18 protein-coding genes are annotated in these 20,259 nt (G+C 73.4%); 3 read left to right on the top strand and 15 right to left on the bottom strand.

What is annotated here, in order from left to right; all coding sequences use genetic code 11:
• Positions 1–65 precede the first annotated feature (65 nt).
• The 11 genes from aroQ to ACFWIC_RS29810 all read right to left on the bottom strand — a co-directional run bounded on the left by aroQ (position 66) and on the right by ACFWIC_RS29810 (position 11,952).
• A complete protein-coding gene (gene aroQ, locus ACFWIC_RS29760) occupies positions 66–494 on the bottom strand; it encodes a type II 3-dehydroquinate dehydratase (RefSeq protein ID WP_329882371.1) in 429 nt (142 codons plus the stop codon).
• An 8-nt stretch (positions 495–502) separates the two neighbouring features.
• Positions 503–1,591 carry a 3-dehydroquinate synthase gene (gene aroB / locus ACFWIC_RS29765; protein WP_329882231.1) on the bottom strand — a complete coding sequence of 363 codons (1,089 nt, stop codon included), beginning with the start codon at positions 1,589–1,591 and terminating at the stop codon, positions 503–505.
• Positions 1,584–2,105: a shikimate kinase gene (locus ACFWIC_RS29770; RefSeq protein ID WP_329882232.1), complete on the bottom strand. Its 522-nt coding sequence runs from the start codon at positions 2,103–2,105 to the stop codon at positions 1,584–1,586. Before ACFWIC_RS29770 ends, aroB begins: the two co-directional genes overlap by 8 nt.
• Positions 2,102–3,286, bottom strand: coding sequence for a chorismate synthase (gene aroC / locus ACFWIC_RS29775; RefSeq protein ID WP_380520432.1), 1,185 nt, complete (start codon positions 3,284–3,286; stop codon positions 2,102–2,104). The genes ACFWIC_RS29770 and aroC overlap by 4 nt, the downstream gene beginning before the upstream one ends.
• A gap of 164 nt (positions 3,287–3,450) precedes the next feature.
• On the bottom strand, positions 3,451–4,281 hold the full coding sequence (locus ACFWIC_RS29780; RefSeq protein WP_329882234.1) for a shikimate dehydrogenase: 831 nt from the start codon (positions 4,279–4,281) through the stop codon (positions 3,451–3,453).
• 23 nt (positions 4,282–4,304) lie between these two features.
• The gene (mltG, locus tag ACFWIC_RS29785; protein ID WP_380520433.1) at positions 4,305–6,242 is read right to left on the bottom strand and encodes an endolytic transglycosylase MltG; all 1,938 of its coding nucleotides are present in this window, start codon (positions 6,240–6,242) and stop codon (positions 4,305–4,307) included.
• Between the two features lie 285 nt (positions 6,243–6,527).
• Entirely contained in the window at positions 6,528–7,769 is a 1,242-nt protein-coding gene (gene mltG / locus ACFWIC_RS29790; protein WP_329949848.1) for an endolytic transglycosylase MltG, read from the bottom strand.
• 107 nt (positions 7,770–7,876) lie between these two features.
• Positions 7,877–8,362, bottom strand: coding sequence for a Holliday junction resolvase RuvX (gene ruvX / locus ACFWIC_RS29795; protein ID WP_380520434.1), 486 nt, complete (start codon positions 8,360–8,362; stop codon positions 7,877–7,879).
• Positions 8,362–11,031 carry an alanine--tRNA ligase gene (gene alaS / locus ACFWIC_RS29800; RefSeq protein WP_329882239.1) on the bottom strand — a complete coding sequence of 890 codons (2,670 nt, stop codon included), beginning with the start codon at positions 11,029–11,031 and terminating at the stop codon, positions 8,362–8,364. The genes ruvX and alaS overlap by 1 nt, the downstream gene beginning before the upstream one ends.
• On the bottom strand, positions 11,031–11,471 hold the full coding sequence (locus ACFWIC_RS29805) for a DUF6167 family protein (RefSeq protein ID WP_329882240.1): 441 nt from the start codon (positions 11,469–11,471) through the stop codon (positions 11,031–11,033). The genes alaS and ACFWIC_RS29805 overlap by 1 nt, the downstream gene beginning before the upstream one ends.
• A gap of 4 nt (positions 11,472–11,475) precedes the next feature.
• A complete protein-coding gene (locus ACFWIC_RS29810; RefSeq protein ID WP_329882241.1) occupies positions 11,476–11,952 on the bottom strand; it encodes a DUF948 domain-containing protein in 477 nt (158 codons plus the stop codon).
• A 229-nt stretch (positions 11,953–12,181) separates the two neighbouring features.
• Between ACFWIC_RS29810 and ACFWIC_RS29815 the strand changes: the two genes are divergently transcribed.
• Both ACFWIC_RS29815 and ACFWIC_RS29820 read left to right on the top strand, forming a co-directional pair.
• A complete protein-coding gene (locus ACFWIC_RS29815; protein ID WP_329949845.1) occupies positions 12,182–14,374 on the top strand; it encodes an AAA family ATPase in 2,193 nt (730 codons plus the stop codon).
• A 190-nt stretch (positions 14,375–14,564) separates the two neighbouring features.
• Positions 14,565–14,858: a tetratricopeptide repeat protein gene (locus ACFWIC_RS29820; RefSeq protein ID WP_329882373.1), complete on the top strand. Its 294-nt coding sequence runs from the start codon at positions 14,565–14,567 to the stop codon at positions 14,856–14,858.
• A gap of 108 nt (positions 14,859–14,966) precedes the next feature.
• Here ACFWIC_RS29820 and rpsD read toward each other — a convergent pair whose 3' ends face one another.
• The 4 genes from rpsD to ppk2 form a co-directional block, all read right to left on the bottom strand.
• The gene (gene rpsD / locus ACFWIC_RS29825; protein ID WP_063346792.1) at positions 14,967–15,581 is read right to left on the bottom strand and encodes a 30S ribosomal protein S4; all 615 of its coding nucleotides are present in this window, start codon (positions 15,579–15,581) and stop codon (positions 14,967–14,969) included.
• Positions 15,582–15,896: 315 nt separating this feature from the next.
• Positions 15,897–17,246, bottom strand: coding sequence for a replication-associated recombination protein A (locus tag ACFWIC_RS29830; RefSeq protein WP_329882243.1), 1,350 nt, complete (start codon positions 17,244–17,246; stop codon positions 15,897–15,899).
• A gap of 105 nt (positions 17,247–17,351) precedes the next feature.
• Positions 17,352–17,972 carry a hypothetical protein gene (locus ACFWIC_RS29835; protein WP_380355374.1) on the bottom strand — a complete coding sequence of 207 codons (621 nt, stop codon included), beginning with the start codon at positions 17,970–17,972 and terminating at the stop codon, positions 17,352–17,354.
• A gap of 230 nt (positions 17,973–18,202) precedes the next feature.
• Positions 18,203–18,991, bottom strand: coding sequence for a polyphosphate kinase 2 (gene ppk2 / locus ACFWIC_RS29840; protein ID WP_329882375.1), 789 nt, complete (start codon positions 18,989–18,991; stop codon positions 18,203–18,205).
• Positions 18,992–19,286: 295 nt separating this feature from the next.
• Here ppk2 and ACFWIC_RS29845 point away from each other — a divergent pair, with 295 nt between their 5' ends.
• Entirely contained in the window at positions 19,287–20,192 is a 906-nt protein-coding gene (locus ACFWIC_RS29845) for a LysR family transcriptional regulator (protein WP_329949843.1), read from the top strand.
• Positions 20,193–20,259 lie beyond the last annotated feature (67 nt).

The raw sequence follows: 20,259 nt of genomic DNA on the forward strand, positions 1-20,259 counted from the left end.
TACACGGCGGCCCGGCAGCTGACACAGTCCGCCGCCGGGCCGCCGACACGCGCGGCGTCCGCCCGTCAGCCCGTGGTGAGCTGCTCGGCGAGCGCGCGCAGGGCCAGCTCGTACGAGCCGAGCCCGAATCCGGCGATCGTGCCGGACGCCACCGCGGCGATCACCGAGGTGTGCCGGAAGGTCTCCCGGGCGTACGGGTTGGAGATGTGCACCTCGATCAGCGGCGCGGTCCGCTGCGCGGCGGCGTCCCGCATCGCGTACGAGTAGTGGGTGAACGCGCCAGGGTTGATCACCACCGGGACCCGGCCGTCGGCCGCCTCGTGCAGCCACTCGACCATCTGCTGCTCGGAGTTGGTCTCGTGCACCTCGACCTCGAAGCCCAGCTCCGTGCCGAGCGCGGTGCAGCGCTCGACCAGCCCGGTGTACGAGGTGGAGCCGTAGACGTCCGGCTCCCGGCTGCCGAGCCGCCCGAGGTTGGGGCCGTTGAGCACCATGACCCTGGTCACGAGGAGACCTCCGCGTAGGCCGCGACCAGCAGGGACGGATCGGGGCCCTCCAGCACGGAGGTCTTGCCGAGGCCGTCCAGCACGATGAACCGGATCAGGTCGCCGCGGGACTTCTTGTCGATCTTCATCGCGTCCAGCAGCTTCGGCCAGGCGTCCGCGCGGTAGCTGAGCGGCAGACCGACCGAGGCCAGCACGCTGCGGTGCCGGTCGGCGGTCTCGTCGTCCAGCCGCCCGGCCAGCCGGCCCAGTTCGGCGGCGAACACCATGCCGATCGAGATCGCGGCGCCGTGCCGCCACTTGTACCGCTCGTTGCGCTCGATGGCGTGACCGAGGGTGTGCCCGTAGTTGAGGATCTCCCGCCGGCCGGACTCCTTGAGGTCGCCGGAGACCACGTCGGCCTTGACCTGGATGGCGCGCCGGATCAGCTCGACGGTGTGCGGCCCGGCGGGCGTCCTGGCGCCCTCCGGGTCGGCCTCGATCAGGTCGAGGATGGCCGGGTCGGCGATGAAGCCGCACTTGACGACCTCGGCGAGGCCGGACACGTAGTCGTGCTTCGGAACCGTCTCCAGGGTGCCGAGGTCGGCCAGCACGCCCACCGGCGGGTGGAAGGAGCCGACCATGTTCTTGCCCTCGGCGATGTTGATGCCGGTCTTGCCGCCGACCGCCGCGTCGACCATGCCGAGCAGCGTGGTGGGCATCGAGATCCAGCGGACCCCGCGCAGCCAGGTGGCGGCGACGAAGCCGGCCAGGTCGGTGGTGGCACCGCCGCCGAGGCCGACGACGACGTCGCTGCGGGTGAAGCCGGTCTGGCCGAGCACCGACCAACAGTAGGCGGCGACCTCGGCGCTCTTGGCCTCCTCGGCGTTGGGCACCTGGAGGGCGATCGCCTCGTAGCCCTCACCGAGCAGGTCCTCCCGGACCGCCTCGGCGGTGGCCTCCAGCGCCTCCGGGTGGATGATCGCCACCCGCCGGGCCCGGCCGCCGATCAACGGCGCCAGCTCGCCGAGCAACTGGTGCCCGATCAGCACGTCGTACGGGTCGTGGCCGGCACTGCCGCCGACGTGGATCGTGACGATGTCAGTCATGGGGGGTCTTCAGCTCCAGTGCTTCCAGTACGGCGTCCGCGACCTGCCCGGGGGTGCGGCCGGCGGTGTCGACGACGGCGGTGGCCACCTCCAGGTAGAGGGGACGACGGGCCTCCATCAGCTCGCGCCAGCGGGCCCGCGGGTTGACGGCCAGCAGCGGGCGGGGGGCGTCGAGGCCGACCCGCTTGACCGCGTCGGCCAGCGGGACCTCCAGGAAGACCACCGGCAGCCCGCGCAGCAGGTCTCGGGTGGCGTCCGCCATCACCGCGCCGCCGCCGAGCGCGAGCACGCCGCCGTGGGTCGCGGCGGCGGCCCGCACGGCCGCCGCCTCCAGCGCGCGGAAGTGCGGCTCGCCCTCGTCGATGAAGATGTCGGGGATGGGCTTGCCCGCCTGTGCCTCGACGTCCGCGTCGGTGTCCCGGAACCCGACGCCGAGCCGCTCGGCGACGGTCTGCCCGACGGTGGACTTGCCACTGCCGGGCGGCCCGACCAGCACCACGACGGGTGCGGTCATCGGACGACCAGGTGGTCGAGGTAGCTCCGCACGTTGCGGCGGGTCTCCGACACGTGGTCACCGCCGAACTTCTCGCTCACCGCGTCGGCCAGCACCAGGGCGACCATCGCCTCCGCGACGATGCCGGCGGCCGGCACGGCGCAGACGTCGGAACGCTGGTGGTGCGCCTTGGCCGGCTCGCCGGTCCGCACGTCGATGGTGCGCAGCGCGCGCGGAACGGTCGCGATCGGCTTCATCGCGGCGCGCACCCGCAGCAGCTCGCCGGTGGAGAGGCCGCCCTCGGTGCCACCGGAACGCCCGGAGGTGCGCCGGGCGCCCTCGGGGGTCGGGACGATCTCGTCGTGCGCCTGGGAGCCGGGCACCCGGGCCAGGTCGAAGCCGTCGCCGACCTCGACGCCCTTGATCGCCTGGATGCCCATCAGCGCGGCGGCCAGACGGGCGTCCAGCCGGCGGTCCCAGTGCACGTGGGAGCCGAGGCCGACCGGCACGCCGTAGGCGAGGACCTCGACCACACCGCCGAGGGTGTCGCCGTCCTTGTGGGCCTGGTCGATCTCGGCGACCATCGCCGCGGAGGCGTCGGGGTCCAGGCAGCGGACCGGGTCCGCGTCCAGCTTCGCCTCGTCGGACGGCAGCGGCAGCACACCGGCCGGGGCCTTGGCGGCCGCCAGCTCGACCACGTGGCTGACGATCTCGATGCCGCAGGTCTCCTTGAGGAACGCGCGGGCGACGGCGCCGAGCGCGACCCGGGCGGCCGTCTCACGGGCGCTGGCGCGCTCCAGGATCGGGCGGGCCTCGTCGAGCGAGTACTTCTGCATGCCGGCCAGGTCGGCGTGGCCGGGGCGGGGGCGGGTGAGCGCCTCGTTGCGGCCGAGACCGGCCAGCACCTCGGGGTCGACCGGGTCGGCCGACATGACCTGCTCCCACTTCGGCCACTCGGTGTTGCCGACCATGATCGCCACCGGGCTGCCCATGGTCTCGCCGTGCCGGACGCCGCCGAGGAAGGTCACCTCGTCCTGCTCGAACTTCATCCGTGCGCCGCGGCCGTAGCCGAGCCGGCGACGCGCCAGCGCGTCGGCCACCACGGCCGTGGTGACCGGTACACCGGCGGGCAGGCCCTCCAGCGTCGCGACGAGTGCGGGGCCGTGCGACTCCCCCGCCGTCAGCCAGCGCAACGTACCCAACGGAGCTCCTTCATCAGCGGACCGGCCGCGCAGCCGCGACCCGCCCGGGCGTGCATGCCTTCTCCCCCGAATCCTTTCATGCCGCGGGACCACCCGGACGCACGGTCCGGGTGACGGACAGCGACCGGCCGAACGGCGGACGGGACCACCGGGGGAGGTCGGGCTCAGCGCCCGGCGAGCGCCGCCTCGCCCGCCGCGCGGACCGCCGCCAGCGGGCCGGGCACCCGCCCGGTGAAGAGCTCGTCCTGCAGCACCGCCTGGTGCACCAGCAGGTCCAGCCCGCCCAGCACGGTCGCCCCGCGCTCCGCGCAGACCGCCGCCAGCTTCGTCGGCCACGGGTGGTAGAGCACGTCGAACAGCGCGCCCGGCTCGGCCGGCAGCGCGTCGGCGAAGCCGTCGGTGGCCCCGGCCGGCGTGGTGGAGACGGTCAGCGGTTCGGCCAGCGCCTCCGCACCGCGCGCCCAGTCGGCGGTCCGGACGACGACGCCGAGCCGCTCCCCCAGCTCCGCCATCTCCCGGGCCCGCTCGGGGCTGCGCACGTAGACGGTCACCTCGCGGGTGCCGATCAGGGCCAGCGCCGCCAGCGCGGAGGAGGCGGTGGCTCCGGCGCCGAGCACGGCCGCCGAGGGGACGTCGGTGACGCCGCGCTCGCGCAGTGCGTTGACCAGCCCGGGGATGTCGGTGTTGTCACCGGTCCGCCGCCCGTCGGCGGTGAACACCACGGTGTTCACCGCCTCGACCGCGCGGGCGGCGTCGCTGATCCCGTCGAGCAGCGGGATGACCGCGCGCTTGAGCGGCATCGTGAGCGAGAAGCCCGCCCACTGGGTCTCGTCCAGCCCGTCGAGGAAGGCGGGCAGGCCCTCCTCGTCGACCTCGAAGCGGTCGTAGCGCCAGCCGTCCAGCCCGAGCGCCGCGAAGGCCGCCCGGTGCAGGTCCGGCGAGAGCGAGTGGGCGATCGGCGAGCCGAGGACGGCGGCCCGGTGCTTGCTGGTCACGCTGGTGTCTCCCTGAGCAGCTGTCACTTCGTCGTGCAGTGGACGGCCACCTTGTCGAACTTCTGACCGTTCGCCTTGCAGTACTGCTCGACGTTGGTCGCGTGCTCGGTGTCCGTGTCCGCGAACAGGGTCAGCTCCGGCGACATCGCGATGAAGTACAGCCACTTGCCGTCCGCCGGGTTCAGCGTCGCCTTGAGCGCGGCGTCGCCCGGGTTGGAGATCGGCCCGGGCGGCAGGCCCGGATTGTAGTAGGTGTTGTACTTGTTGGACGCGTCGTTGATGTCCTTCTTGTCGAGCACCTTGCGGCCCAGCGCGTACTGCAGCGTGGTGTCCATGCCGAGCTTGCCGTCGATCTTGCCCTTGTCGGCCAGCCGGTTCTGGATGGTCCGGGCCATCTTGGCGAAGTCCTGCGGGTTGTTGCCCTCGGCCTGGAGGATGCTCGCCTCGATGACCACCTCGTAGCCGTTCTTGAGGCCGATCTTGGGGGCCTCCGCGTCCAGGCTCGCATAGCGCTCGACGGCGTTCTTGACCATCTGCTTGAGCAGGTCCTCGGGCTTCATGCCCTCGGAGATCGAGTAGCGGGCCGGCCAGAGGAAGCCCTCGATGTTGCCGTTGGCGTACGCGGGCAGGCCGAGGCTGCCGACCTGGGCCTTGGCGACCTCGGCCGTGGTGCCCTTGGCCAGCTTCAGCTTGTCGTCGATCTTCACGAAGGTGGCGGTGGACGTCAGCCCCTCCTGGACGATCAGCTTCTCGCCGCCGTTCGCGTCCACGAGGGCCGCGACCGCGGCCTCGGCGGACATCTCGCGGGGGAGGGTGTAGGTGCCGTACTGGATGGTGGTGCACTTGGGGTTCTTCTCGCACGCCTTGCTGAAGGCGTCGACGCTCTTGACCACGCCGGCCGCCTTCAGCGCGGCGCCCATCTGGGCCCCCACGGCGCCCTGCTTGATCTCGACCGTCGTCGAGCCGGAACCCTGGCCGACGAAGTCCGGCGGCGGGCCGAAGTGGTCCTGGTAGAAGCCGTAGCCCCACCAGCCGGCGCCGCCCACGGCACCGACCAGCACCAGGGCGACCACCAGGCAGGCGCCGCCGTTGCGGCGCCCCGACTTCTTGCCCTTCTCCTTGCGCTTCTTCTTGGCCTCGCGGGACTGGTCCTGGTCGCCGAGGAACCCGTCCTGCTCGTCGGGCGCTTCGCCGGCGTCCTCGGAGTACTCCTCCTCGTGGCCGTCCCACTCGTCCTCGGCGTGCTCGGGGCCGGTCTCCGGCCCGTCGGCGCCGGCCTCCAGCGCGGCGGCCTCGGCCTCCCAGTCGATGCCGTCCGGGCCCGGGCCCGAGGGCTGCGCGGCGGCGGGCGCCTTCTGCTGCCGCGGTCCGGCCTGCGGGGCCCCGGCCTGCTGGGGTACGGGCTGTTGCGGTACGGGCTGCTGCGGCGTGCCCTGCGGCATCTGCTGCTGCGGGTAACCCTGCTGGCCGCCGGCGAACTGCTGCTGGCCCTGCCCCTGCGGCGGGTAGCCCTGCTGCTGACCCTGCTGCGGGTAGCCCTGCTGGCCCGCACCGGACTGCATCTGCTGCTGCGGGTACCCCTGTTGCGGCGTGCCCTGCGGCATCTGCTGCTGCGGGTAGCCCTGCTGGCCGCCGGCGAACTGCTGCTGACCCTGCTGCGGGTAGCCCTGCTGCTGACCCTGCTGCGAGTAGCCCTGCTGCTGATTCTGCTGCGGGTAACCCTGCTGCTGGTGCCCCTGCTGGGGGTAACCCTGCTGCCCCATGCCCTGCTGGCCCGCGCCGGGCTGCATCTGCTGCTGCGGGTACCCCTGTTCACCGCCGCCGTACTGCGCCTGCTGGGAGTGCTGCTGCCACTGCCCGTCCTGCTGGCCGGGGACCGGCTGCTGACCGCCGTACCCGGGATCGTCCGGATTCCACGGCTCGGAGCCCTGGGGGCCGTAGCCCCGACCCAGATCGGTCATTGATCCCCTTATACCGACGGAGACGACCGGAGGATCGGCCCGGCCGTCCGGGACGGTGTCCCGGCTGATTCTCGAACCGGCGTGCTAGCGCAACACCTGGACGGAGACGCTACCGTACCGCAGACCGTCTCCCGGCCGAGCCGTCGGCCGTCGAAGGGGCCCTCCGTACGCGGCCGGTGGACCTCGGGGGAACGACCGCCGCGCCGGTCCGGCGGACCTTCACCGGACCGGCGCCGCACCACCCCCGAACCGTCACCTCACCCCCGCGGGGCAGGGACGACACCGTCAGTGCCCGGCCTCCCCGGACGGCGCCGACGCACCGGCCGACGCCGAGGAGGACTCGGACGCCGTGGCCGTCGGGCTCGCCGACACCCGGGTGGCGTTGAACTCCGCCACGTTCTTCTGCTGCACCTCGAAGCTGTCGGTGAACCGGGTGTCCCCGGGCTTCACCGTGACGAAGTAGAGCCAGTCCCCCGCCGTCGGGTCGACCGCCGCCATGATCGCCTGCCGCCCCGGGTTGGAGATCGGCGTCGGCGGCAGCCCGGCGTGCCGGTAGGTGTTGTACGGCGAGTCGAGCCGGGTGTCCGTGACGCTGGTGTTCAGCGTCGACCGCCCGAGCGCGTAGTTGATCGTCGAGTCCAGCTGGAGCGGCATGTTCTTCGCCAGCCGGTTGTAGATGACCCGGGAGACCTTGCCCATGTCCTCGGCGTTGTCGGCCTCGCCCTGGATCATGCTGGCGATGGTCACCAGCCCGTACAGGCTCTGGCCGAGGTTCTGCGCGACGACCTCCGCGTCGTCCCGGGCGAACTCCTTGCCGGCCCGCTCGACCATCTGCTGGAGCAGGTCGACCGCGTCGGTGCCCTCGGTGACGCTGTACGTCGCGGGGAAGAGGTACCCCTCGGGGCTGCCGTTGGTGAACTCCGGCAGGCCCAGTTCGGCGGCCTGCTCCTGCGCGGCCTTCTCGGTGCTGCCCTCGGGCAGCTGGAGCTTCCGGTCGATCGCCGCGTAGATCTGGCTGCCGCGCCACCCCTCGGGGATGGTCAGGCCGTTGGCGTTGGCCGGGTCGACCAGCACGGCGAGCGCGGCAGCCGCCGACATCTTCTGCCGGAGCGTGTAGGTGCCGGGCTGGATGCGCCCGGCGGCGGCGGCGCTGCCCTTGGCCGCCCGGGTGAAGGCGGTCGAGCTGGCGACGACGCCGTTGCGCACCAGCGCCGAGGCGATCTGGCTCAGCCCGGCGCCCTCCGGCACCGAGACCTGGACGGAGCCGGATCCCGCGCCCGCGTAGTCCGCGGCGACCGACGGCTTGCGCTGCCCCTGGATCCAGCTGAACCCGGCCAGCCCGGCCCCGCCGAACACCGCGATCAGCGAGAGCGCGGTCAGCAGGCAGGCCAGCCCGTTGCGCCGGCGGTGCGGGTCCGGCGCGTCAGGTCTCGGGCGGGGCGCGCCCGGCGGGCGGCCCTCCGGTTCGAGTACCGGCGCACCGAGGTGGCCGGGGGTGAGTCCGGGCGTGAAGTCCAGGTCGGTCACTGCGCCCCCTCGGCGGGCCCGCGCGGAAAGCGCACGACGGCAACGGCAGAGGGGCCCGTGCGGACGCGTCCGCACGGGCCCCTCACCGGGACGTTAGACCAGGGCGGTCAGGCGTCCGCCTCGACGCTCTCACCGGGCGGGCGTCCGCTCACCCGTTCGGACTCAAGGGCGGTCTGCAGGATCACCACGGCGGCGGCCTGGTCGACCACCGAGCGGCCCTTCTTCGCCTTGACCCCGGAGGCGCGCAGCCCGTGGGTCGCGGTGACGGTGGACATCCGCTCGTCGACCAGCCGGACCGGTACCGGCCAGAGCCGGTTGGCCAGCCGGGCCGCGTAGCCCCGGACCTTCTCCGCCGCCGGACCCTCCTTGCCGCTGAGCGAGCGCGGCAGTCCGACGATCACCTCGACCGCTTCGTACTCCTCGACGATCGCGGCGATCCTGGCCTGCGACTTCGCCCCGGCCGGGACGGTCTCGACCGGCGTGGCGAGCACCCCGTCGGGGTCGCAGGACGCGACCCCGATCCGGGCGTCCCCGACGTCGACGGCGATCCGCCGCCCGCGCCGGAAGGGCCGCTCCTCGACCTGCTCGTCCATCAGGAGGCGCGCTCCGCGACCAGGCCGCGCACGGCGGCGATGGCCGCGTCGACCGCGGCCGGGTCGGTGCCGCCGCCCTGGGCGACGTCGTCCTTGCCGCCACCGCCGCCGCCGAGGGTCTTGGCCGCGGTGCGGACCAGCTCGCCGGCCTTGATGCCGCGCCCGCGGGCGTCCTCGTTGGTGGCGATCACGGTCAGCGGGCGGCCGTTCGCCACGGTGAACGCGGCGACCACGGCCGGGCGCGAGCCCAGTCGGCCGCGCACGTCCAGGACCAGCTTGCGCAGCTCGTCCGCGCCGGTACCGTCGCCGATCCTGGCGGCCACCACGGCGATGCCGCGCACGTCCTCGGCCGAGTCGGCGAGGCCCGCGGCAGCCGCGAGCACCTTCTCGGCGCGGAAGCGGTCGATCTCCTTCTCGGCGTCCTTGAGCTTGGCGAGCATGCCGGAGATCTTCTCCGGCAGCTCCTCCGGGCGACCCTTGACCAGCTCGGTGAGCTGGGCGACCACGGTGTGCTCACGGGCCAGGAAGCGGTACGCGTCGGCGCCGACCAGCGCCTCGACGCGGCGCACGCCGGAGCCGATCGAGGACTCGCCGAGCAGCTTCACCAGGCCCAGCTGGGCGGTGTTGCCGACGTGCGTGCCGCCGCACAGCTCCTTGGAGAAGTCGCCGATGGTGACGACCCGGACCTCGTCGCCGTACTTCTCGCCGAACATGGCGATGGCGCCGGCCTTGCGGGCCTGGTCCATCGTCATGACCTCGGCGGTGACCTCCAGCTCGCGGGTCAGCACGTCGTTGATCTTCTGCTCGACGTCGACCAGCACGCTGCCGGGCACGGCGGCGGGCGAGCCGAAGTCGAAGCGGAAGCGGCCCGGCGCGTTCTCCGAACCGGCCTGGGCGGCCGTCGGGCCGAGCGCGTCGCGCAGCGCCTGGTGGGTCAGGTGGGTGGCCGAGTGGGCGCGGGCGATGGCCCGGCGGCGCTCGACGTCGATCGTGGCGTACGCGGCGGAGCCGAGCACGACCTCACCGAACAGCACGCCGCCGGAGTGCACGACCACGCCCGGGACGGGCTGCTGCACGTCACGGATCTCGACGACCGCGCCGGAGTCCAGCCGGATCCGGCCGTGGTCGGCGAGCTGGCCGCCGCCCTCGGCGTAGAACGGGGTGCGGTCGAGGATGATCTCGACCTCGTCGCCCTCGGACGCGGCCGGCGACGGCACGCCGTCCACCAGCAGGCCGACCACGGTGGCCTCGCCCTCGGTGCGCGTGTAGCCGGTGAAGATGCTGGCACCGGAGCTGTCGGCGACCTCGCGGTAGGCGGCGACGTCGGCGTGGCCCATCTTCTTGGCCCTGGCGTCCGCCTTGGCGCGGTCCCGCTGCTCCTGCATCAGGCGGCGGAAGCCGCTCTCGTCGACCTGGAGGCCCTGCTCCTCGGCCATCTCCAGGGTGAGGTCGATCGGGAAGCCGTAGGTGTCGTGCAGCTTGAAGGCCTGGTCGCCGGAGAGCACCGCGCCGCCGGCCTGCTTGGTCTCGGTGACCGCGGCGTCCAGCAGGCTGGTGCCGGCCTTCAGGGTCTGCAGGAAGGCCGCCTCCTCGCCGACGACGACCGTCTCGATGCGCTTGCGGTCGGCCTCCAGCTCCGGGTACTGCGGGGCCATCGCCTTGATGGCGACGTCGGTGAGGTCCTTGGCGACCACACCGGTGGCGCCCAGCAGCCGCATGTTGCGGATGGCGCGGCGCAGGATGCGGCGCAGCACGTAGCCGCGGCCCTCGTTGCCGGGGGTGACGCCGTCGCCGATCAGCATCAGGGCGGTGCGGATGTGGTCGGTGACCACGCGCAGCGAGACGTCCGAGCGGCGGTCCGCCCCGTAGGTGTGGCCGGTCAGCTCGGCCGCCCGGTCCAGGATCATCCGGCTGGTGTCGATCTCGAAGAGGTTGTCGACGCCCTGGAGGATGGCGGCGAGGCGCTCCAGGCCGAGGCCGGTGTCGATGTTCTTGCTCGGCAGGTCGCCGAGGATCTCGAAACCGTCCTTGCCGTCGCCGTGGCCGCGCTCGTACTGCATGAAGACCAGGTTCCAGATCTCCAGGTAGCGCTCGCCGTTGACGGCCGGGCCGCCCTCCTCGCCGTACGCGGGGCCGCGGTCGTAGTTGATCTCCGAGCACGGGCCGCACGGGCCGGGGACGCCCATCGACCAGAAGTTGTCCTTCATGCCGAGCCGCTGGATGCGCTCGGACGGGACGCCGATGACGTCACGCCAGATCTGCTCGGCCTCGTCGTCGTCCTGGTAGACGGTGATCCAGAGCTTCTCCTTCTCCAGGCCGTAGCCGCCGTCCGCGACGGAGCCGGTGAGCAGCTCCCACGCGAACTTGATGGCGCCTTCCTTGAAGTAGTCGCCGAAGGAGAAGTTGCCGCACATCTGGAAGAAGGAGCCGTGCCGGGTGGTCTTCCCGACCTCCTCGATGTCCAGGGTGCGGACGCACTTCTGCACGCTGGTCGCGCGCGAGAACTGCGGCTTGACCTCGCCCAGGAAGTACGGCTTGAACGGCACCATGCCGGCGTTGACCAGCAGCAGGGTGGGGTCGTCGGCGACCAGGGACGCCGACGGAACGACGGTGTGGCCGCGCTCCTCGAAGAAGCGCAGCCAGCGGCGGCGGATCTCTGCCGACTCCATTAGTGGTCCTTCCGGTCAGTACCGCCCCGCGGCGGAAGCGCACGTCGGGGCGTCTTTTCGATGGCTTGGGGGGTGGTGCGGGCACCGTCGGACGGTGCGCGGGCGCTGCTGGACGGAGGCAGGGCGGCGGCCGGGCTGCCGGGCGCCGCCGAGATAGCTCGGTACTGGGGCTCGCCGCGCAGGACGCGGCGGTGACGGGGCTCCACGACGGCGGTGCCGTCCAGTCCGAGGTCCTCCCGCAGTTGCTCCTCGCGCTCGGCCATCCCGGCCTTCACGTCCAGCGCGAACCGCTTGGCCGCGTCACCCAGGTTCAGCGCGCCGCGCGCGGCGGTGCCGGAGAGGCTGTCCGGGGTGAGCCGGTGGACCGCCTCGTTGGCCTTGTTCATGGCCCAGACGGTGGCACCGGCGCCGACCGCCATCCAGAAGATGCGTCGCACCATGCCGTCAGCTCCTCACCGCACGCCGGACCCGCGCGAGCAGGCCGCTCTTGGGGACGGTCGCGGCGCGCACCTCGGCCCGGATCAGCCGGGCCAGCTCCTCGCGCTCGGACGGCTGGGTGGGCAGGACCGGTCCGCCCTGCTGCTTGGCGACGGCCTTGCGCACGCCGTAGCTGAAGGCGGCGACCTTGACGAGCGGGCCGCCCAGGGTGGCCGCGACGGTGGAGGAGAGCGCGTTGGCGTTGGCGGCGGCGTCCTGCACGTTGGCGGTGATCTCGTCCACCCGCTCCAGCTGCTCGTTGGCGCTGCGCACGGCCGCTCCGGCGTCGGTCAGCAGCGGCACGGCCTGCTCGGTGACGGCGGAGACCAGGACGGTGGCCTCCTTGAGCACCCGCGAGAGCCGGACCAGCACGACCGCGAGCAGGGTGACCAGGACCGCCCAGAACACGGCGACGAGCAGACCGGCCAGCTCTCCCACGGACACTTCGACGCGCTCCCTCGCCTTGCGGTTCTCCAGGGGAACCCTATCGCGACCACGCCCGGTTTCCGGACCGGGTTGCCGGGACGGGACCGCCCGGCGATCCGGTCGGGTGTGCGATCCGCGCGCGTAACCTACCCGCCGGTCACCTCGTTCTGCCAGGCAGGCCGCCATCCACGCGGCCCGACGGACGCCCGGACCGCAGGCCCGGGCCGGGACACACGGGGAGCAGCGCTTGGACGGGGAATCCACACCGCGGCCCGGGGCGACCGCACCGGGGCGGCTGCCGGCGGAGGTCACCAGCTTCGTCGGCCGGCAGCCGGAGCTGACCGAACTCGCCCGGCTGCTGGCCGGGCAGCGGCTGGTGACGGTGACCGGCCCGGGCGGGGTCGGCAAGAGCCGGCTGGCGCTCCGCGCGGCGGCCCGGGCGGGCGGGGCGTTCCCGGACGGCACCTGGCTGGTCGAGGTCGCGCCCGTCCAGGACCGGCAGTTGCTCGGGCACGCCGTCCTGGAGGCGCTGCGGCTGACGGACGGCACCGCACGGTCACCGCTGGACGTGCTGACCGAGCAGCTGGTCGGCCGCCGGCTGCTGCTGGTGCTGGACGGCTGCGAGCACCTGGCGGAGGCCTGTGCGGAGCTCGTCCGGGCGCTGCTGCGGGCGCTGCCCGGCCTGCGTGTGCTGACCACGAGCCGGGTGGCGCTGCGGACGGCCGGCGAGCACCTGCTGACCCTGGCGCCGCTGCCGGTCGGCCCGGTGCACCCGGGGGCGCTGCCGGACGCGGTGCAGTTGTTCGAGGACCGGGCCCGGGCGGTGGTGCCGTCCTTCGAGGTCACGGCCGAGAGCGCGGAGACGATCGCCCAGCTCTGCCGGCGGCTGGACGGCATCCCGCTGGCGGTGGAGCTGGCCGCCGGACGGCTGCGGACGCTGTCGGTGGCGCAGATCGGCGCCCGGCTGGACGACCGGTTCCGGCTGCTGACCGGGGGCGACCGGACGGCGCTCGCGCGCCATCAGACCTTACGCACGACGATCGGCTGGAGTCACGAGCTCTGCACGGTGCAGGAACGTTTACTCTGGGCCCGCCTCTCCGTCTTCGCCGGCGGTTTCGACCTGGACGCCGCCGAGTACGTCTGCGCCGGCGGCGGCGTCGATCCGGACGAGCTGCTCGACCTGCTGACCGAGCTGGTCGCCAAGTCCGTGGTGCTCCGCGAGGACTGCGCCTTCGGTGTCCGGTTCCGGCTCCTGGACACCGTCCGCGAGTACGGGCTGCAGTGGCTGCGCGCGGCCGGCGAGGAGCAGCGGCTGCTGCGCCGGCACCGTGACTGGTACCTGGGCGTGGCCACCTGGGGCGAGGTCGAGTGGTTCGGCCCCCGACAGGCGGAGACCGCCGAACGCACCGAGCTGGCGCACGCCAACCTGCGGGCCGCGCTGGAGTTCTGCCTGGCCGAGCCCGGGGAGGAGCAGCTCGCGCTGCTGCTGGCCGGCACCCTCTGGTTCTACTGGGTCGGCTGCGGCCACCTCGGCGAGGGGCGGCACTGGCTGGACCGGGCGCTGGCGCTGGACCCGGAACCGACCGAGGCCCGGGCCAAGGCGCTCTGGGTCACCGGCTACACGGCCACCCTCCAGGGGGACCTGGTCGCCGCCCGCCCCGCGCTGGAGCAGTGCCGCCGGCAGGCGCTGGCCACCGGGGACGACCGGGCGCTCGCCTACGCCGTGCACCGGCAGGGCTGCGCGGCGCTGATCGGCGACGAGCCGGTCCGCGCGGCCGAGCTGTTCGAGGAGGCGCTCTGGCACTACCGGACCATCGGCGAGCTGAACAGCAACGTGCTGATGGCGATGTTCGAGCTGGGCATCGCCTACCTCTTCCAGGGCGACCGCGAGAGCGGCGAGCTCTGGCTGGCGCAGGTCCGCGAGCTGTGCGAGGACCACGGCGAGCAGTGGGCGTACGCGTACGCGCTCTACGCCCTCGCGTACTCGCACTGGCTGAACGGCGAGGTGCGGCCGGCCCGGGCCCTGGCCCGCGAGAGCGTCCGGCTCAACCACCTGTTCAACGACCTGCTGGGGATCGTGCTGGCGATCGACCTGCTGGCGCTGCTGGAGACGGAGCCGGGCGGCCCGGGCGAGCCCGGCGACCTGCGGGAGGCCCGGGTGCTGCAGGGCGCGGCGCACCGGATCTGGCAGACGGTGGGCAAGCCCTTCTTCGGCTCGCGGACCTTCAACGGTCCGCACAGGGCCTGCGAGGAGCGGGCCGGCGCGGGGCTGACCGAGCAGGAGTTCACCGACTTCTTCGCCAGCGGCGCCCGGCTGGACCTGGACGCGGCCGTGCGCCGGGCCCTCGGCGGCGGGCGTCCGGAGGGCCCGGGGCCGAGCCCGGGGCCGGGTCCCGGGCCGATGCCGCCGACGCCGCGGCCGTCACCGGTCTGGCGCTGAGCCCGCGGCGGCCGGGACGGCGGGGGCCGGCGACCGCACCGCCGCCGGGCCGGGCAGGGCGCCGCCGTCGGCCGCGGACGAGGATCCGGGCGGGAATAGTTGAATCCTGTCCATTGCTGGAGCGGCCAGAGACACCCGGCCCGTACGGAAGGAGCACCCCGTGGCCACCCACACCGCCGACGACTACCGCATGGCGACGTTCTACTTCGACTCCAAGGCGTACACGGACGCCGCCCGGATGCTGGAGGACGTGCTGGCCGAGGAGCCGGCCAACCTCTCGGTCCGGCTGCTCCTGGCCCGCAGTTACTTCCACTCCGCCCAGCTGTCCCGGGCCGAGGCCGAGCTGCGCCGGGTGCTCGACGCGAACCCCGCCGAGGACTACGCCCGGCTGATGCTCGGGCGCACCCTGGAGCGCCAGAACCGCGCCGAGGAGGCCCGCCCGCACCTGCGGCTCGTCGCCGCGATGACCGGCGAGGAGTACTGAACCGGTCCGGGTGACGCACCGTCCCTGGGGCACCGGAAAAGGGGCGAGCCCCCGTCGCCACGAAGGCGACGGGGGCTCGCTGGGTACGACAGGCGTACCGCTCGCGGGTCAGCGCGAGTAGTACTCGACCACCAGCTGCTCGTCACAGATCACCGGGACCTCCTTGCGCTGCGGCGCACGGTCCAGGCGGAAGGCCAGGGCCTTCAGGTTGACCTCGAGGTACTTCGGGGTCTGGCCCTCACCCGCGTAGCCACCCTCACGGGCGACCTGGAACGGGACCTTCTCCTTGCTGCGCTCGCGGACGGTGACCACGAAGCCCGGCTTCATCTGGTACGACGGCTTGTTGACCTTGCCGCCGTTGACCTCGATGTGGCCGTGGACGACCATCTGGCGGGCCTGGTAGATGGTGCGGGCGATGCCCGAACGCAGCACCAGCGAGTCCAGACGGGTCTCCAGCTCGGCGACGAGCGCCTCACCGGTCTTGCCCTCGGCCTTCTTCGCGCGGTCGAACGCGCGCGCCATCTGCTTCTCGCTCAGGTCGTACTGGGCGCGCAGACGCTGCTTCTCCAGCAGACGGACCTTGTAGTCCGAGTTCTGCTTGCGGCCACGGCCGTGCTGGCCGGGCGGGTACGGGCGGGCCTCGAAGTACTTGACGGACTTCGGGGTCAGCGGCACGCCGAGCGCACGCGCGATCTTGACCTTGGGACGCTTCTGGTTCGCCATGAACCAAACCTTCCTTGCTTCCGACTACGGCTTCACCAGGTGTTGACGGAGGTCGCTCGTCGCGACCCGGAGACAACCCCACCGCCCTGAAGGCAGTGCGATCAGCCGCTCTCCGGAGCCGGGCACGGAAGTGCTTGCACACGAGTGGCCCACCACGGTGCTCTGGTGGGCTGCACGCGACACCGAAACGGTGCGCGACGCTCCTGGGCCCTCCGAGGAGGGCCGTGGCCGGTGTCCCGCTGGTGCGGCCGGTCGGTCAGGGTCTCCCCTGCCGCCGTCCCGGGACATGGCACTTCGCACGAGTATACCCGGGGATCACTCTCCCCTGAGCCGCCCCCTGGTCCACTCCACGACGTCCGCGTACCGGGCCTCGCCGCCGCGCCGGGTCGGCCGGTAGTACTCCTTGCCGTGCACCGCGTCCGGCGCGTACTGCTGCGTCGCGATGCCCTCCGGCAGGTCGTGCGGGTACTGGTACCCCTGGCCGTGCCCCAGCTTGCCGGCGCCGCCGTAGTGCGCGTCCCGCAGGTGCGGCGGGACGGACCCGGCCATCCCCTGCCGGACGTCCGCCAGCGCCGCGTCGATCGCCAGGTAGGCGGCGTTGGACTTGGGCGCCAGCGCCAGCGCGATCGCCGCCTGGGAGAGGATGATCCGCGCCTCCGGGAACCCGATCAGGGCCACCGCCTGGGCCGCCGCCACCGCCGTCTGGAGCGCCGTCGGGTCGGCGAGGCCGACGTCCTCGCTCGCCGAGATCATCAGCCGGCGGGCGATGAACCGCGGGTCCTCCCCCGCCTCGATCATCCGGGCCAGGTAGTGCAGCGTGGCGTCCACGTCGCTGCCCCGGATCGACTTGATCAGCGCGCTGGCCACGTCGTAGTGCTGGTCGCCGTCCCGGTCGTACCGGACGGCGGCCTGGTTGACGGCGGTCTCGGTGGTGGCCAGCGTGATCGCGGCCTCCTCCTTCTCCAGCGCCGCCCCGGCCGCGGCCTCCAGCGTCGTGAGCGCCTTCCGGGCGTCCCCGCCGGCCAGCCGGACCAGGTGGTCCTCCGCCTCGGCGGTCAGCTCCACCGCGCCCGCCAGCCCGCGCTCGTCGGCCACCGCGCGGTGCAGCAGGGCCCGGACGTCGTCGTCGGTCAGCGACTCCAGGGTGAGCAGCAGCGAGCGGGAGAGCAGCGGGGAGATCACCGAGAAGTACGGGTTCTCGGTGGTCGCGGCGATCAGGGTGACCCAGCGGTTCTCCACGGCGGGCAGCAGCGAGTCCTGCTGGGCCTTGGAGAAGCGGTGGATCTCGTCCAGGAAGAGCACCGTCTCCCGGCCGGTCATGCCGACGGCGCGGCGGGCGCCGTCGATGACCGCGCGGACCTCCTTCACCCCGGCGGTGATCGCGGACAGCTCGACGAAGCGGCCCTCGACGGCCTGGCTGATCACGTGCGCCAGCGTGGTCTTGCCGGTGCCGGGCGGGCCCCAGAGGATCACCGAGCTGGTCGCGGCCGGGCCGCGCGAGCCGGAGACCAGGCGGCGCAGCGGCGAGCCGGGCTTCAGCAGCTGCCGCTGGCCGGCCACCTCGTCGAGGGTGCGCGGGCGCATCCGCACGGCGAGCGGGGCCCGGCCGGGCTCCTTGGCCTGGCGTTCCTCGGCGGCGGCGGTGAAGAGGTCCGGTTCGTCCACACCGGAAGCCTATGCGAGCCCGCCGACAGCCCGGCCCGCCCGCCGCCCGCGGGCGCCCCGGCCACGACGACGGCGTACGACCACGACCAGGACCACGGCGTACGACTACGGCGACGGCTGCTTCGGCAGGTCGAGCAGGATCACCTCGAACTCCTCCAGCGAGCGCAGCCTCACCCCGCCGCCGGCCACCGCCCGGGCCCGGGCCTCCGCGACCGCGCCGCGGGAGGCCACCAGCGCGGCCCGGTCCGCGAAGAGCCCGCCCACCGAACCACGCTCGTCCTCGACGGCGAACAGCATGGAGCCGCCGAGGAACCCGTCGATCCGCTGCATCGCGGGCAGCGCCCGCTCGCGGAAGGCGGCGGCGATCCGGTCGCCCTGCACCCGGTCGAAGTCGAACCGGGCCAGCCGGAACCAGGCCCCCGGACCGGCCTGCACGGGCCGGGCGGCGACCACCGCCTGCCAGAGGTCCGTGGTCACCGTCCCGGCGAACGGCGCCAGCAGTTCGGCCCGCCGTCCGCGCAGCCGCTCGTCGCTCTCGCGTTCCGCCCGGGCGCTCTCCCACCAGGAGCCCATGGTGAGGATGCCGAGCTCCCGGTCGGCGAACAGTCCGAAGCCGCGGTAGCCGGGCTGCGGGGCGAGCAGCCCGACGGCCTCGGCGCGGAGGCCGTCGAGGGTCCGGTCCAGTGCGGCCGGGTCGCCGGTGGCGTAGACCGTGCGAACGAACATGGGCGGGTCTCCTGACCTCCGGCGGGCGCCGTGCCGGCCGCCCGCGCCTTCCCGAGCACGTCCATCGCACGCCGGGGGCGGGAGTCCGGCAACGCCGCGGAGCCGTTCGGAGCAGTACGGCCCCCTCCCGGCCCCTCCCCGTTCCCGGAGCGGTCCCCGGCCGGGCACGGCGGGCCCCGGCGGGTCCCGGCCGGGCACGGCGGGCACGGCGGGCCCCGACCGGGCGAGCCCTACGACCGGCCGAGGCCCGCCGCGTGGTCCGGGACGTACTTCTGCAGGTCGCGCGGGGGCCGCTGGTAGCCGCGCGAGGCGGGCCGGGGCGGCAGGACGATCTCCCGGGGGCTGACCTCCCGGTAGGGGACGGTGGAGAGCAGGTGGGCGATCATGTTGATCCGGGCCCGCCGCTTGTCGTCGCTCTCCACCACGTGCCAGGGCGACTCCGGGGTGTCGGTGTGGAGGAACATCTCGTCCTTGGCCCGCGAGTAGTCCTCCCAGTGGGCGACCGACTCGACGTCCATCGGCGAGAGCTTCCACCGCTTCATCGGGTCCGCCAGCCGGTCCCGGAAGCGCCGCTCCTGCTCGGTGTCGCTGACCGAGAACCAGTACTTGCGCAGCAGCAGGCCGGACTCGGCGAGCATCCGCTCGAAGATCGGGCACTGGTGCAGGAACTGCCAGTACTCCTCGTCGGTGCAGAAGCCCATCACCTTCTCCACCCCGGCCCGGTTGTACCAGCTGCGGTCGAACAGCACGATCTCCCCGGCGGCCGGCAGGTGCTCGACGTACCGCTGGAAGTACCACTGGGTGCGCTGGCGCTCGGTGGGCGTGGGCAGGGCGACGACCCTGGCGATGCGGGGGTTCAGATACTCCGTCACGCGCTTGATCGCGCCGCCCTTGCCGGCCGCGTCCCGCCCCTCGAAGACCACGACCAGCCGGGCGCCCTCGGCCCGCACCCACTCCTGGAGCTTCACCAGCTCCTCCTGGAGCCGGAGCAGCTCCCGCTCGTAGGGCTTCCGCTCCAGCCGCCCGGCCGCCGGAGCGTCCGGCCGCCCGCCGCTGTCGGCCCTCCCGCCCTGACCGGTCTGCTCGCGCTGGGCCTTGGCTGCCACCTGGGTGCCTCCGTTCGGCGGGGTGCTGATGACCCCTCACGGTAGGCGGTGAACGCGACTCCCGCAGGTCCGGGTGCCCGGCGCGGCAGCGGCGGCCCCCTGAACCGCCGCTGCCGGGCTCCCCCGTGGGCCGGCCCGGAGGCCGGACGGTCAACCTTGACCCAGACCTGCCGGACGGGTCCAATTTCCGGTTCCATAACCTTGGGGCATGGATGTGGACACCCGGCTGCTGCGCAGCTTCGCCGCGGTCTGCGAGGAGGGCCAGCTGACCGCAGCCGCGGCCCGGCTGTTCGTCTCCCAGCCGACGCTGACCAAGCAGATCCGCCAGCTGGAGGCCCTGCTCGGGGTGGAGCTGTTCGAACGGTCGAGGCGCGGCATGGCGCCCACCCGGGCGGGCCGGGCGCTGGCCGCGCACACCGGCGCGATCATGTCCGGGTGGGACGAGGCGCTGCGCGCGACCCGGGCGGCCTCGGCGGAGCAGGGCTCGACGCTGCGGGTGGGGTTCGAGGGCGGCATCATCAACCTGATGACCCAGCGCACGGTCGCCGACTTCACCCGGCGGATGCCGGGCTGGCAGGTGGAGCTGCGGCAGAACAACTGGTTCGACCCCACCTCGGGCCTGGCGACCGGCGAGATCGACCTGACGCTCTGGCACGCCCCGCCGTCGCTGTCCGAGCGGTACAACGTCGCCGTGCTGGGCGAGGAGCCGCGCTGTGCGGCGCTGCCCGCCGGGCACCGGCTGGCCGACCGTGCGGTCATCGACTTCGAGGAGCTGCTCGACGAGCCCTTCGTGGCGATTCCGCACGAGTCCGGGCACTGGCGGGACTACTGGCTGGCGGTCCGGGAGCGGGGCGGGCGACCTGTGCGGATCGGCGCGGTGGCGCACAACACCGACGAGTGGCTGACCGCGGTGGTGTGCGGCCAGGGCATCGGTTTCGCCCCGGGAACGATGAGCCGGCTGGCACCGCGTGAGGATGTCGCGTACCGGCCGGTGCGGGGACTCAGCCCGAGCCAGGTCGGGCTGTACTGGCCGAAGGACCGGAGGCTGACGCCCGCCATGGCCGCGTTCGTCCGCAGCTGCCGGGCGACGGTCGGCTTCGGCGCCAGGCCCTAGCACCGTCGGCGCCGGGCCCCGGGCGTCGGACCGTCGGCAGCGGCCCGCAGGCATCGGGACCCAGGCG

Source organism: Kitasatospora sp. NPDC127035 (genome assembly GCF_042726075.1).
In the GTDB taxonomy this organism is placed as follows: Bacteria; Actinomycetota; Actinomycetes; order Streptomycetales; family Streptomycetaceae; genus Kitasatospora.

What these genes read in the sequence shown, in the direction of transcription:
- aroQ (WP_329882371.1), bottom strand. Translation starts at nt 494, where the DNA reads ATGGTGCTCAACGGCCCCAACCTCGGGCGGCTCGGCAGCCGGGAGCCG.
- aroB (WP_329882231.1), bottom strand. Translation starts at nt 1,591, where the DNA reads ATGACTGACATCGTCACGATCCACGTCGGCGGCAGTGCCGGCCACGAC.
- ACFWIC_RS29770 (WP_329882232.1), bottom strand. Translation starts at nt 2,105, where the DNA reads ATGACCGCACCCGTCGTGGTGCTGGTCGGGCCGCCCGGCAGTGGCAAG.
- mltG (WP_380520433.1), bottom strand. Translation starts at nt 6,242, where the DNA reads ATGACCGATCTGGGTCGGGGCTACGGCCCCCAGGGCTCCGAGCCGTGG.
- ruvX (WP_380520434.1), bottom strand. Translation starts at nt 8,362, where the DNA reads ATGGACGAGCAGGTCGAGGAGCGGCCCTTCCGGCGCGGGCGGCGGATC.
- alaS (WP_329882239.1), bottom strand. Translation starts at nt 11,031, where the DNA reads ATGGAGTCGGCAGAGATCCGCCGCCGCTGGCTGCGCTTCTTCGAGGAG.
- ACFWIC_RS29805 (WP_329882240.1), bottom strand. Translation starts at nt 11,471, where the DNA reads ATGGTGCGACGCATCTTCTGGATGGCGGTCGGCGCCGGTGCCACCGTC.
- ACFWIC_RS29820 (WP_329882373.1), top strand. Translation starts at nt 14,565, where the DNA reads ATGGCGACGTTCTACTTCGACTCCAAGGCGTACACGGACGCCGCCCGG.
- rpsD (WP_063346792.1), bottom strand. Translation starts at nt 15,581, where the DNA reads ATGGCGAACCAGAAGCGTCCCAAGGTCAAGATCGCGCGTGCGCTCGGC.
- ACFWIC_RS29835 (WP_380355374.1), bottom strand. Translation starts at nt 17,972, where the DNA reads ATGTTCGTTCGCACGGTCTACGCCACCGGCGACCCGGCCGCACTGGAC.
- ACFWIC_RS29845 (WP_329949843.1), top strand. Translation starts at nt 19,287, where the DNA reads ATGGATGTGGACACCCGGCTGCTGCGCAGCTTCGCCGCGGTCTGCGAG.